Origin of the sequence: Clostridium sp. FP1, assembly GCF_011065975.2 — a bacterium.
In the GTDB taxonomy this organism is placed as follows: domain Bacteria; phylum Bacillota; class Clostridia; order Clostridiales; family Clostridiaceae; genus Clostridium_AD; species Clostridium_AD tagluense.
The window spans coordinates 4757193-4771423 of record NZ_JAAMNJ020000001.1; the positions used below are offsets into that span (position 1 = coordinate 4757193).

The following is a 14231-nucleotide window of genomic DNA, read 5'->3' on the forward strand; positions in this document are numbered from 1 at the left end:
TATATGATTTCCCTAATAATCTCAGTTATATTCTTTTTTACTGAATCAACACTATATAATTCATATGTAGCAGTAATTAAACAAAAAAATATTTTTGTATTACCATCAATTGCTGTCTTTAATACCGCATTGTGGAGTATTTTTACGTACATTTCCTTTATAAAACACAGACAAAAGGAGTTTGCAACATTTTTGGCTTTGGGCATGACCTGTAATGAGCTAAAAATTCTACTTCTCCTAGAAAATATTTTAACTTTTCTCATATATGTGCCTATAGGATTAATTTTAGGTATTATATTTTCAAAAATCATTGTACTTTTCATATTTAAACTCGCAGGAATTTCTGCTTTTACTTTTGAATTTAAATCAATTATCTACATAATTACTATTGGACATTATATTTTACTTACTATTATATTCATTTTATGGACATCTAAATTTATTAATAGTCTGTCCCTTATAAAAATAGCAAATCATAAAAATTTATATATGGTACATTCTAAAAAAGAAAATTTTTTAAGAATAGCACCCTATGTTTTAATACTATGTTGCATTCATTTTAATGAAAGAATAGTCCTAAACTTACAATCTAGATATTATATTGACTATTCTTTAATATGTATAGTAGTAATTTTCACATTATTTTTAATTTTTATAAATATATTTATTGTTTTCGCAAAAAAAAGTAAAAATTTTTATTATAAGAGAATTTTTTTAATAAATGAATTAGAGGATTCTTTGAAGGATAATAAAATTATAATTTTCTTTATCGCTTTTTTAAACTTCACCTTTATTATTTCCGAAAGAATTTGTAATTTGACTAGTTTAAAAACACGTTTTAACATTTACAACATTTTTCAAATGTCTTCTTTTAATTCCATATATATTTTTATTGTATTACTAAGTTTTATCGCTTCTTCCACTATATTATATTTTAAAATCAAAATAGATCTAGATAACTGGCAATTTGAGAAAATCAAATTATATAATATTGGACTAATTGATAACGAAATAGATAGTATATTACTATGCAAATCTAGGTTAATATTTTTTTCACATATATTTATAACAACTATCGCAAGTTTTGTATATCTTTATATTTGCAAATTAGGTAAAGAATTTATGATAAATACAATTAAAATATTTATATGTTATTTTATTATACAATTATTGGGATATATTATTACTAGAGTCAGGACCACCCGTATAACGGGTGGCTTGTTCTAGCCCTATAAGGGCATGTTACTGGCTACGTCTAAAGACATACTGAAAGTTCTGCCAACCGCATACCTTTACATACAACCCCTAAAGGGGTATTATTTTTTGTATTTATTTACTGGCTCACCCGTAAACGGGTCCATATATTCTTTTAAACTTATCTGCTCACATACAATATCTTCTTGAAGTTGGTTTTTTATATATTCTTCTATTGCATTTTTGTTTCTTCCTACTGTATCTACATAATATCCTTTACACCAAAATTGTCTATTCCCATACTTATACTTCAAATTTGCATGTCTATCAAATATCATCAATGAACTTTTACCTTTTAAATATCCCATAAATTGTGACACACTTAATTTGGGTGGTATACTTACAAGCATATGTATATGATCCTTGCATGCGTTTGCTTCTAATATTTCTACACCCTTATATTCACATAGCTTTCTCAATATTTGTCCTATGTCTGATTTTATTTTCCCATATATTATTTGTCTTCTATATTTGGGTGCAAAGACAATATGGTATTTACAATTCCATTTACTATGTGCTAAACTTTGATTGTCCATTTGGATTTTCCCCCTTTGACTTGGTTGTGGTTGGCAAACCTACTTCCATTTTATCAAAGGGGGTTGTTTTTTTCTACGTATAGCTATAAGCTTTTTAGAACCACAGGCATAGCCCGTGGTATTCTTTCATTAATAAAAATAATTGAAACGAACGGATGAAAATAATATTTTCTTGATTTTAAGATACGCATCAACAATTAAAACAACTTCTGTTTTTTACCTTTACTAAAGCTTAAAGATTTACTATAAATATAATAATATATCCAATTATTAATCAATAAATTGCCAGTTAAACTATTTACATTTAATATATTATGCTCCCACTGCGCTGAAAACGATCCATCAGCTGTAAAAGCTGTCCATCCATTATCTTCATCTATAAATATTTCATGACTTCCGCCATTAATGATTGGTTCAATGGTAAATACCATTCTTGGTGCTAAAATCATGTCTGTTCCTCTAGTTCCAATATGAAAAACAAATGGATCCACATGAATATTTAGCCCAACTCCGTGTCCTCCAAAACCCCTAACTACTGAGTATCCATTACTTTCTACCTATTCTTGAATAGCTGCTCCTATGTCACCTAAAAAAAAACAAGGTTTTACTGCTTTTATTCCCTTATTTAGGCACTCCTTAGTTATTTCCACTATCTTCCTAGATTCATTACTTACTTCTCCAATCATAAACATTCTTGATGCATCTGAATATAGTACTCATATACCTTGGTATCATCAAAATAAATTTCCTCATATCCTTGAAACCATTTAAATTCTCCATTAACAATGCAATGATATTTATATTGTCCATTTTGATATATCATAGGCTCACGATATGGATTTTCTTTTGGTACTAAAATTAAGGCTTCTTTTAAAAAGTTTCCTGAAAATCCTTCCCCATTAATTCTACCTATATAATTCATTGACCAAAATGGAATATCATCCTTCCATAAGACTTCTTCTCCTACAAATCCCTCTCCCCCTAAATAGGTATCAATATATTTTAAATTTCCTTCTACATACTCTAAATCATGTGAATTAAGTCTTAAAGATTGAATCTCAGCACCCTTTCCTGCATATGTAGATCTTTTGGCTGTACGTAAAAATTCTATTATTTTTTCGTTTACTAATGACACAGTTCGCCATTTATTATCCTAAACTTTACTCAGTCTTTAGGTACCTTTCTCTAGTGACATCAACTGCACATTATAGAAATCATGTAAAGATAATCTATTACATGCTATAACACATTCTCTTTACATAATTCAACAAACATTCATAATTATCCTCTATATTTTACACTAAAAGTAACAATTCCCTATATATCACTAAAATAATTCTATTCTAATCTACGAAATACGTCAGTATTATTTATATGATCCAAAACATTAATTGTATCTTCTATAATTAACAAATAAACCTTCAAATAAAAGAAGACATTATTTCCATTCACTGTTCTAATGGAAAAATGCCTTCACTAATTTAATTTATTATATTTAAGTATGTTAATATCTATTTGCTCATTTACTTTTACTGAATAATTCGGTCTCAACCCAGCTTGATATGGGGTTACTTGTGTCGACATAAAAGAAGACTATGAAGCTATAAATTTATATAAATTTCACTTGCACCTTACGCAACGTAATCATTTATGATTAAATTAATAAGCATTTAAATGCTAACAATTAAGTGAATGGAGGATGGTTGACACATGAATCGGAGTATAAATAGAATGCTAAGATTAAGACCATATAAATCATGCGATGCGAAATATATTGTTAAATGGATAGACAACGAAGAAGATTTTGTGAAATGGTGTGCTAATAAAATAACATATCCTTTGACAGAAGAATCAATGAAAGAAACAAAAGAAAGTTTTGAAAATAATGAAAAAGGATGGCTATTTACTGCGTTGGATGAAAAGGGAGCTCCTGTTAGGTTCATAGCAATGATGAATGCCAATTATGAAAATGAGAGTATACATGTTGGCTTTGTTATTACTGATTCATCAAAAAGAAATAATGGATTCGGAAAGCAAATGGTGAATCAAGCTATAAGATATGCCTTTGAAATATTAAATATGTCGAGGGCAACTTTAAAAGTTTTTGATAATCCCGGATTATTCATGCAACACTAAAAAGCTATGACTTACATAGCTAAAACACTGTATTCTATAAACTTTTAATTTTTCATGAAAAAAGTGATAAAAAAGTATATGCAAAAAGCCTCAAATTTGTTATGTTTAAGTTGACAAAACAAAACACAAAAACAAAGGAGAGACTTCTTACAATGAATAGTGTAAATGAAAAATCATTAGAATTCAACAAAAAAATTAAAATAGATTTTGAAGGTGGAAATTTAACATCAGATGCAGGGCTTTTATTATATAAAGAATTTGATGAAAAAATCGGCTTTAGTAAAACAATCAAAGAAAATATTTGTATTATAGATAGCTCAGCTGACGCTAGAACACATAAAAATGAAGACATTGCGATTCAAAGAATATATCAACGAATCGCAGGTTATGATACTGATGATAATGCCGATGAACTTAGACACGATCCTACTTTTACCAATATACTTGGTAAAGAATCATTAGCCTCTCAACCAACAATTTCTAGGTTTAATAAAAGGGTTACTGTTGAAACATTAAAAAGCCATGAATATATTAATGAAACGCTACAAGATAAAATTTATTCAGTTAGAATGCCAGAGCATATTATTTTTGATATAGATTCTACGAATTTTCAAACCTATGGTGATCAATATGGTTCAGATTATAACTCTCACTATGGTTCAAATGGATATCATCCACTATTAATGTTTGATGGGCTGACAGGTGATTTAATTAAAGCGGAGCTTAGGTCAGGAAATGTCTATACTTCAAGGCAAGCAGTAAGATTTATAGGTCCTGTGCTTAAAAGATATGTGAATAAATATCCTAATACTACAAAGGTTATAAGAGGCGATAGTGGATTTGCTACTCCTGAGTTATATAAAATTTCCGAACAACTTGACACACTTTATGCAATAAGATTAAAGGTTAACTCTACATTATACAAATCAGCATGTGAATTTGCTAATGAAATGTCTAAATTGTGCAAAAGAGACTTTTGCTCATACCATGTTGTTTATGGAGAATTTAAATATAAAGCATCAAGTTGGGAAAAAGAGCGTAGGGTGGTTGTAAAAATAGAAAAGCCAGAAGATCAAATGTGCTATAACTATACGTTCATTGTTACAAATATGACATTACCTCCAGAATCCGTGGTTAAATTCTATTGCAACAGAGGTACTATGGAAAACTTTATAAAAGAAGGTAAACTCGGATTATCTTTTGATAAAATGAGCAGTACTACTTTTATAGCTAATGCTAATAAGCTTCAAGAAATGGTGCTTGCATATAATTTTAACAATTGGTTTCGAAATCTATGCTTAGATAAAACACCAATGAAAAATATGACAATTGAAACTATTCGCACAAAATTAATAAAGATTGCAGCAAAAATAGTGAAAGGTGGAAGATATCTAAAGTTTAAATTATGCAGCAGTTGCCCTTACAAAGAAGTATTTTTTAATATATTAAATAGAATTTTCTACATACCTATATAGGTTCATTTGATTTAATAATTCATTTGCAAAACTTAATAATTTAAATAATATGATTAAAACAAATTGGTGAAGTGTATACTTTTTAAAATGTAAATATATGTATAATCATATTTTATGTGATTTCTATCCAGGAAACGCGATTTTTGTAATGAAAATAAATAATAAAACTCAAATTCTATGTGTTTTTAAAATTAAACCCATAAAATTTAAGTTCATGAATAATCCGGGATAATAATCCAAGTGCTCATAGGTGTTATCAAAATGTGGGCTTTGTTGATGGAAAGTATTTGAAAAATGGGTTTCCATATAAAGATAAAATGTGGGGATGCTATGATATGGCTATAGCAAAATCATTATACAGTGTATGAATATAAATTTAAGTTACTTGATTTGCTTTCTTTATAAATTACGTCACAAACGAATGTACGATTTTGACTAAAACCTTACATTCGTAAAAATAGCACAAAGCGTTGATATATAAAGGCTTATAGTAGATTTAACTAAAGCCTTTTTTCTTATTGTCCATTTGAATGTATTGTTTTATATGATATATTATAAATATAGTACATTGAATTCGTGCCCTCTGGGACACTTTTTAGGAGTAGTGAATTTATGATAGTAGAACCCATAAAAAAACTCCATGACTTATATTTATTCTATATCAATCATGGAAGTTTACACAAACTTTGAAACAGACTAACTTGAAAGTCTATAATAATCTCCAACTCCGCATTTGGCTTTATACTTTTATATTTATATAAATAACTTTGATACACTCAATTTTCTACTATTGAATCGAGCTCATCAACTCAAAGAAATATTTTGCATCTTGAGTTTTATAAAGATTGTACCAAGAATCTAAGGTTTGTGGTGAAAACACCTCTAGAATTTTCAATATGTGCAAAGTAAATTCAAGAGGAGCTATTCCAGAGGCAGTAATCAAACTTCTATCAGTTACTGCGTATTCTTGCTTATAATATTTTTCTCCTGCATAGCTTGGACAGACCATTTTAAGATATCCCAGGTCATTGCTTGTATGAGCTCGCTTATTTAATACTCCTTCCATAGCAAGTCCTATTGTAGCACCACAAATTGCCCCTACAACAATACCTTTCTCTAAACATTCTTCAGCCATTCTTATAATGGGAGCATGAATTGCTTCTGTCCATGTATTCCCACCAGGTAGAATCAAAGCAACTGTCTCTTCAATACTACACTCCTTAAGTTCAATTTCTGGCAATATTTCTAGACCTCCCATTGTAGTAATAGGGTTCTTGTTAATTCCTACAGTTACTATTTTTAGAGGCATTAATCCCTTTTTGTAGTACCTTCCCGAATTGATTTCAGTACTTAAATAACCTATTTCCCAGTCTGCCATTGTATCAAATACATAAAGATATACTTTGTTTTTCATTTTCTATTCCTCCACTTTCATTTTATTAGTACTATTTATCACAGGATGGTTTCAAGCTCCATCTTAATCAATTATATATTATCTTTACTGACAAATTCAGTCAGTGGAGATAATAGTCCAGCAAATCTTTAAGAATTGATGCCATAGCAGCTTTAAAACTATTTGGTTCAAGCACCTTTATTGCTTTACCATATGGAAGTAGAATATGAGGAACATAGGTATGGATTGAGTATTCATCCATTAAAAAAATCGTTCTGCATTCAGTTCGTTTTATCAGATGATATCCTAAAAACCAATGTGCACTTAGGTCATTCAATGCTTCTGACTTGCCCTCAATTACTAAAGTGCAAAGTCCTACTTTACTTTCTATATTCGATAATAAGCTTTCTGTAAAAAACTCACGTGCCGAAAAAGCTTCAGGACGCTTAAACGTATTTTTAGTGCTTATAATATTTATTATTCTATCTACCCTAAAGTTACGAATTTCATTCCTAAGATGGCAAAATGCAATAGCGTACCATTTATTGTTCCAGTAAAGCATCCCATAGGGGTCAACAACCCTATGCTTGGGATGACCTTCATAACCTGTACAGTATTCAATTTCCATAGAGCATTCATTTGCAACAGCTTGCTCGAGTTCCATTAATATAGGTTTGACAGCTGGATCGCAAATACGGCTCACTACTTCAAATCCAACTAAATGACGATTGAGAACTTTTTCTTGTTCTTGATTCGAAAACATCTTTAACTTTGATGTTGCACTATTTAGTGATTCCATAAAAGGATATCCTGATTCCATTGCAAAAACAGCAGCATGCAAAAGTGATTTCTTCTCTTCAAGATCAAAAAACAGGGGTGCTCGGATAAAATTGTTAAGCAAACTATATCCGCCGTTATGACCAGGCTCCGATATTATTGGCACTCCACTAACACACAGTGCATCCATATAACGATAAACTGATCGTATGTTTATTTCTAACCTTTCGGATATTTGCTTTGCAGTTATTTTTGTACCTGAATTCAGCATCCATAAAATTGCTAGCATATTATCATTTTTTGGCATAATGCGCCCCCTAATCTGGTTAACAATTAAATTTTATTGTTTAGAAATATAATATCATTAAATATTGTTTTTAAAAACTTATATACTTTAGTAGCTATCAAGCTAAGCAATATTAGATAATATTGGATTAACACAAAATAGAATATTTTACCATCGGTTTTTCTTTCATGAATTTAAATGATGTATTGTAAGTGCATATTAGCATTTGAACGATTTTATGGCGCACCAAAAAAACCACGTATACAGTGGAAATCTTATGATTTTATTAATTTGATTTATGCTGCAAATTTAGCATTTGCTGACATTTGCTTATAACATACTCCGAGAATATCAAAAACAGTTTTTTTGTCCTTTTTATGAGATTTAAGGCCATTTTTAACTACATTTTCAAACACTAACTTTAAGTTATTGAAAGTTTTACTAGGAAACTTTATAAGATCAAAATACAGTCTATCAATATATCCATGAACTATCTCGGAAACCTTCATTTCACTGGCTTCAAGCTCTTTATTTTTTATTGCCAAAGTTCTCATTTTAAACATTACAGCAGAGCTTAAAAGTAGCAAAATAAGTTTCCCGTAAAGCTGACATTGAAACCGTTCTATCTTAACTTGTTTTACACCAGGTATATGAAATATGGATTTCCACGTTTTAAAAATTATTTCAATTTGCCGACGCAGTTCATAAAACTCATATACTTGCTTTGCACTTAAAACTTCTTGCTCAATATTTGTTATATATATAGATATTCCTAATAATTCAATCGTATTATCGCTTTTTTCTATACCTTTCTTTTTAGCATTCTTTTTACTTTTTTCTGACCTCTTTTTCAATTGCTCATTTGTTAATTTATATAAAATAAGCCTGGTTTTTAGCTTTTTACCTTGACCAATATAAACATCTTTAAGTTCGTAATGTTCTCCATCACTCATTTGTTTCATTATGTCAGAAATATAGATTCTTTTAAAAAGGCTTGATTTTTTTGGAGTACCATTCTTGTAATACTCTATATCATTACTTTCTATATACACTGCTATATTAGGTTTGAGTCTTGATATATAAAAGGCTTTTCTTTTTTCTATGTCCAAAAAATCTTCAAAGTTGAAATATCCAAGGTCTCTTAAAATAAGATCCCCCGCTTTGATAGTCTCTCTTATTTTGCTCCCAAAAGTATTGTCACTACCTGAGCCAGCTCCTACTTGCACATTAAGAAGATTTCCGGATTTTAATTCATATTCTAGTTGTATTTTTACACCTGAAGCTTGAGAGCAACCACCAGATCCAGGATAAATATCTTTATAGCTTTCCGGTACTTGAAAAGCAGTAGAATCAAGTATTCTTATTCGCTTGAAATATTCATCCCATTTACTTGGTATACAAGTATTATTTGTGATTGTTTGGCGTAATAATTTTTCGAAAATCTTCTTCAAAAACCTTACACATCTTTCATTTAAACGTTGGTCTAATGCCTGATTGGAAACAAGTAGGCCTGTTTTTTCACTAAGTTTTGTGCATAAGGTAACAAGTGTATTATTCGCAACCTCCACATCCATAAAGCAGCATAAGCAAACGAATTCCCATGCTTTAATTTTACTTTTTCTTTTCACAAAACCCGTCTCTCTCGCGACTTCTTCAATCTCGTCTTTTGAAAAACAGAGTTTAAGTTCATCTGCAAAAAGCTTTATATCTTCATCCAATTTTAATTTTTTTCCTTCTGTCATGTATAAATCCCCCCACGGTGTCTTTTTATTGTCTCTTTAATAATAACATTTTTACAAATGGGGGGATTTATTTTTATAGAGTTTTCTTAGCTTGATGGCTATGGGGTAGTAACCGCAAATCGTAAATTTACAACATTAATACATATATTCCCAAAAATCCAATATATTAAAACAGTTTTTTGTTTATCGGGTATTGAAACGATTCGTGAAAAAATAACCACAATACAGTATTTTTCCCGGATTATTCATTTGCAAAACTTAATAATTTAAATAATATGATTAAAACAAATTGGTGAAGTGTATACTTTTTAAAATGTAAATATATGTATAATCATATTTTATGTGATTTCTATCCAGGAAACGCGATTTTTGTAATGAAAATAAATAATAAAACTCAAATTCTATGTGTTTTTAAAATTAAACCCATAAAATTTAAGTTCATGAATAATCCGGGTATAAATAGTTTTATTTCTATTTTATGAAAAGTATGAATTATTAATAAATCAATAATCTTTACACAAACTATAATATGAGGAGTTGATTTTATGAAAAAAATATTTATTCCAGTATTCTTCATAATATTAATAAGTTTTAGCTCAAAAAATGCTTATTCATATAATGGTTCTATTTCTTATTCCAAGCAAGTAAATGCTCCTAATCAACAAGAACTATACAAAGGAAGTGTATTATCTCTTTTATATCCATATATAGCAAATCCAATAGATAAATATTATGGTCACCCTAAACAATTTTGGCAACAAAAAATATTAAGTATCAGCAAAACACCAGAATTATTTGAGTATAAAATAACAGTACAAGTGGAAACCTTTACTGGACCACATAATCCACCAAGTGGTATAGAAACTATAACTATACTAACAAGTCCAATGGGTACTAAAGTTATTAATTTTAAGCATGAGGAAGAATAGCCTTTTTAATAATGCTAATAGGATAATGTTAAGACATAATATGTGAATATTATGTCTTAAGCTTTTTATATCTTTTTCCAATCCATCTAGACTGGATTATTGATGAAATAGATGAAAAACTAAAAATCCATATAAGTAGACCATTTTTTGTATATACTCCAAAATTTAATGTACTAATACAAACTACGGATAGAATAAATGACAATATCAATAATATTAATTGTTTGTTTTTCATAATAAATGCCCCTTATTTATATGTTTTAGTATCGATTTATCTTACTGTGACGTATTAGATTTATCTTTAGAAAAATACTTTATTGCCGAACCAATTATTACCCCCAAATATAAAATCACACTTGTTGCTAATAAATCTTTTCTATGATTTGACCAATAACTTAGAACCCCAATCACTGGTATACATGAAACTATAGCCATAGGTTTTAACATATAATTTAGAAATTTTTTCATAAGTTCACCGCCTCTTAATTAATGCACAATATAATACGGTTACGAAACAACTCTTATAAATAAACTATACCATTATATACAATATTTAACTACTGTTTAACATGTGTTTTATGAAAGTATAGCTTCTTCAATCATCTCCTTAGCCTCTTCATCCTTAACCTCTTGAACTCCTGTAAACTGATGAACCTTATAAATACTTATTCCAATTACCTTCTCATTAATTTCATCTATAGCCATTTTATTTTCCTTTTCCCGTAACCCTTTAACAAATTATAAAATTTGTTCTCTACTTTGTACACAAATATTAAAGTCTGTCCCAAAATCACACCTTTTCCCCACTCCATTCTCCTAAATTACACTCAAATACGAATATTAAAGTCTGTCTTTTTTCTTGCATTTTATCAAGTTCTCCCTCATATTTTCAATCTCTCTGTTTAAGTTCAAAGAGCTTATTCCTTCCTTAAATCTATCCCTGTGACACACTCCAACTCTATCACCCTTAATTCTATTTCATATTAATCCTATCCTCTTATCACACCGTAAAGCTAACCATTCCAAGCCTTCGTCTCTTTTTATATCATGCTTGTTTCTATCATTTATTCGAGGAAATTATCTGCTTTTAATCCGATTTTGGGAGTTTGATCCGGGCAGGAATCTGCAATTGTGGGGAGGGCGTAAGGGTAACAAAATGAAGGAAGGCAGGTTGATGTTCCTGCGTTCCTTCATATATTGGGACAGGCTTTATTGTTTTAAGACAGACATATCAATAAGCTAATATTTTTTTGACAATTACATAAAAAACATTCACAAAAAACCATCAGAATTAAAATCTGATGGTTTTTCATCTTTAAAATATACTGCAATAATTTATTCATAATTGATCAAAACCATGCAAGTTCACTTAAAAACTTTCTTAGGTACTTAAAGAGTTTCTTAGGTACTTAAAGACATTCTTAGAACATACAACTACACTTACCACGTGGATGCCACCTATTCCACCGTTACTGATTTTGCTAAATTCCTTGGTTTATCAACATCGCAGCCCTTTTGAATTGCCATGTAATAAGACAATAATTGTAGTGGAATTACTGAAATTACTGGAGCTAATATATCCATTACTTTTGGTATATAAGTTACAGAGAAAACTGATTTTTCAATTTCAGTGTGACCAACAGGTGCGAAAGCAAATACTTTTGCTCCTCTAGTAGTTATTTCTTTTATATTGCTTACAGTCTTGTCAAATACCGCTTCTTGAGTAGCTAGTGCTATAACTATAGTCCCTTCTTCCATAAGTGCTATTGGACCATGTTTTAGCTCTCCTGCTGCATAGGCATCTGAATGAATATAAGATATTTCTTTAAGCTTTAATGAACCTTCCATTGCAACTGCATAGTCAAGTCCACGTCCTATGAAGAACATATCTTTATGCATATAAGTTTTTGCTGTGAACTTTTGCACAGTTTCTTTATTTTTCAAAACCTCTTCTGCCTTTTCTGGAAGTTCCATCATAGCTATTTTAATTTCTTCTATTTCTTCATTGCTTAATGTTTCTTTGTTCTGGGCAAAGAATAATGCTATTATATACATTGCTATAAGTTGAGTTACATAAGCTTTAGTAGATGCAACTGCTATCTCTGGTCCTGCCCAAGTATATAGTACATCGTCTGCTTCTCTTGAAGCTGCACTACCTACAACATTTGTTACGGCTATTACTCTTGCACCTTTTGACTTTGCAAGCCTTAAAGCTGACATGGTGTCTGCAGTTTCTCCTGATTGGCTAATAACTATCATTAATGTGTTTTTATCCATTATTGGATCTCTATATTTAAACTCAGAAGCTATATCTAGTTCTACTGGTATTCTTGCAAGTTTTTCTATAACATATTTACCTACAACTCCTGCATGATATGCAGTTCCGCAAGCTACTATATATATTTTATTTAAATTTTTAATTTGCTCTTTAGTTATATTTATATCATCTAATGTAATTGGTTCTCCTAGAACTATTCTTGAAGTCATAGTGTCTCTGATTGCCTTTGGCTGCTCATGGATTTCTTTTAGCATAAAGTGCTCATATCCACCTTTTTCAGCAGCTTCTGCATCCCAAGTTACATGAAAAATCTCTTTGTTTATAGTTTCGCCTTCTGCGTCAAGAAGTTTTATTCCATCACTGGAAATCACAACAAATTCTTTGTCTTCTAATAAATATACCTCTCTTGTATGATTTAATACTGCTGGTATATCTGAAGCTACATAAAATTCATCTTTGCCAAGTCCTACTATTAATGGACTATCTTTTCTTACTGCTACTAATTTATCTGGTTCATCGCTTGTTATTACTGCTATGGCATAACTACCTTCCATTTTAGTAATAGCCTTCATTACCGCCTCAACTATATCTCCATTATAATAAAAATCTATAAGGTGTGGTATTACTTCTGAATCAGTTTCAGATGTGAATTTATATCCTTTTGACATTAACCATTCTCTTAAATGGATATAATTCTCTATAATTCCATTATGAACTACACTAATAGTCTCTTTTTCATTAGTATGTGGGTGAGAATTTTCATCTGATGGTTTACCATGAGTAGCCCATCTAGTGTGCCCTATACCCACGTTGCCTATAAGCGGCTCTTCTAATAATTGAGCTTCTAAATTTGCAAGTCTTCCTTTGCATTTAGTTACTTTTAAGTGTCCCTCATTTATAATTGCAATTCCTGCTGAATCATATCCTCTATATTCTAATTTACTAAGACCTTCTACCAATATTGGTGAAGCCTGTTTACTTCCAAAATATCCAACTATTCCGCACATATTCATCTTCCTCTCAAATTTAAAATTTTGCACAACTAATTAAGCATACTTATCATCATTGTTTTTTGATAATTATTTTAAATATAGTATTCGCAGTTATGGTACATATGATTTTCTTATGCTTAATAACTGAAAATCTACACTCACAATAATCCAATGAAATATGCTAGTTCATACATATTTATAAAGGTTTTAACACCAGATTGATGTTGTCACGAAAATCACTTTTCGCTTTTATCAATCATTAACGGTAGTGCGCTACCGCGGGGCATCCGCCGAAGATTCGATACTCCCCATCCTCGTCAACTCATAGTGCATCATAATTACTGATACTCTTTATGAGTCCTGGCGCTTTAAAATCATAAAATTCTTCTATCCTCCTTTCGCTAACATTAAAAAAACTGAAATCTTATGGGCC

The 14231-nt window shown here is 30.1% G+C and carries 12 protein-coding genes and 2 pseudogenes; 4 read left to right on the plus strand and 10 right to left on the minus strand.

Annotated elements, in window-relative coordinates; genetic code table 11:
* Window positions 1-3: 3 nt before the first annotated feature.
* Complete coding sequence (locus G9F70_RS27545) at window positions 4-1227, plus strand: FtsX-like permease family protein (protein WP_411956028.1); 1224 nt, start codon at window positions 4-6, stop codon at window positions 1225-1227.
* Between the two features lie 89 nt (window positions 1228-1316).
* Here G9F70_RS27545 and tnpA read toward each other — a convergent pair whose 3' ends face one another.
* From tnpA to G9F70_RS27360, 3 genes and pseudogenes are all read right to left on the minus strand, one after another.
* Complete coding sequence (gene tnpA / locus G9F70_RS22510) at window positions 1317-1790, minus strand: IS200/IS605 family transposase (RefSeq protein ID WP_224617364.1); 474 nt, start codon at window positions 1788-1790, stop codon at window positions 1317-1319.
* 305 nt (window positions 1791-2095) lie between these two features.
* Window positions 2096-2500 (minus strand): annotated as a pseudogene (locus tag G9F70_RS22515) (M24 family metallopeptidase); the annotation flags it as partial.
* A pseudogene (locus G9F70_RS27360) lies at window positions 2473-2913 on the minus strand (DUF5680 domain-containing protein); the annotation flags it as partial. The pseudogenes G9F70_RS27360 and G9F70_RS22515, both read right to left, overlap by 28 nt.
* Window positions 2914-3500: 587 nt before the next feature.
* Between G9F70_RS27360 and G9F70_RS22525 the strand changes: the two are divergent.
* Window positions 3501-3926: a GNAT family N-acetyltransferase gene (locus G9F70_RS22525; protein WP_224617742.1), complete on the plus strand. Its 426-nt coding sequence runs from the start codon at window positions 3501-3503 to the stop codon at window positions 3924-3926.
* 152 nt (window positions 3927-4078) lie between these two features.
* Window positions 4079-5401 (plus strand): IS1380 family transposase, encoded by a 1323-nt coding sequence (locus tag G9F70_RS22530; RefSeq protein WP_224617782.1) that lies wholly within the window; start codon window positions 4079-4081, stop codon window positions 5399-5401.
* Between the two features lie 787 nt (window positions 5402-6188).
* Here the strand turns inward: G9F70_RS22530 and G9F70_RS22535 are convergent.
* From G9F70_RS22535 to G9F70_RS22545, 3 genes are all read right to left on the minus strand, one after another.
* Entirely contained in the window at window positions 6189-6815 is a 627-nt protein-coding gene (locus G9F70_RS22535; protein WP_164946729.1) for a type 1 glutamine amidotransferase family protein, read from the minus strand.
* 100 nt (window positions 6816-6915) lie between these two features.
* Window positions 6916-7878, minus strand: a complete 963-nt coding sequence (locus tag G9F70_RS22540; protein ID WP_164946730.1) for a helix-turn-helix transcriptional regulator — start codon at window positions 7876-7878, stop codon at window positions 6916-6918.
* A gap of 275 nt (window positions 7879-8153) precedes the next feature.
* Window positions 8154-9599, minus strand: coding sequence for an IS4 family transposase (locus G9F70_RS22545; RefSeq protein ID WP_224617744.1), 1446 nt, complete (start codon window positions 9597-9599; stop codon window positions 8154-8156).
* A gap of 545 nt (window positions 9600-10144) precedes the next feature.
* Here G9F70_RS22545 and G9F70_RS22550 point away from each other — a divergent pair.
* A complete protein-coding gene (locus G9F70_RS22550; protein WP_164946731.1) occupies window positions 10145-10528 on the plus strand; it encodes a DUF3888 domain-containing protein in 384 nt (127 codons plus the stop codon).
* A gap of 49 nt (window positions 10529-10577) precedes the next feature.
* On the opposite strand, the gene G9F70_RS22555 is transcribed toward G9F70_RS22550, so the two are convergent.
* The 4 genes from G9F70_RS22555 to glmS form a co-directional block, all read right to left on the minus strand.
* A complete protein-coding gene (locus G9F70_RS22555) occupies window positions 10578-10763 on the minus strand; it encodes a hypothetical protein (protein ID WP_164946732.1) in 186 nt (61 codons plus the stop codon).
* A 41-nt stretch (window positions 10764-10804) separates the two neighbouring features.
* On the minus strand, window positions 10805-10996 hold the full coding sequence (locus G9F70_RS22560; protein ID WP_164946733.1) for a hypothetical protein: 192 nt from the start codon (window positions 10994-10996) through the stop codon (window positions 10805-10807).
* 108 nt (window positions 10997-11104) lie between these two features.
* The gene (locus G9F70_RS27150; protein ID WP_263484355.1) at window positions 11105-11233 is read right to left on the minus strand and encodes a hypothetical protein; all 129 of its coding nucleotides are present in this window, start codon (window positions 11231-11233) and stop codon (window positions 11105-11107) included.
* 753 nt (window positions 11234-11986) lie between these two features.
* The gene (glmS, locus tag G9F70_RS22565) at window positions 11987-13813 is read right to left on the minus strand and encodes a glutamine--fructose-6-phosphate transaminase (isomerizing) (RefSeq protein WP_164946734.1); all 1827 of its coding nucleotides are present in this window, start codon (window positions 13811-13813) and stop codon (window positions 11987-11989) included.
* Between the last annotated feature and the right edge of the window lie 418 nt (window positions 13814-14231).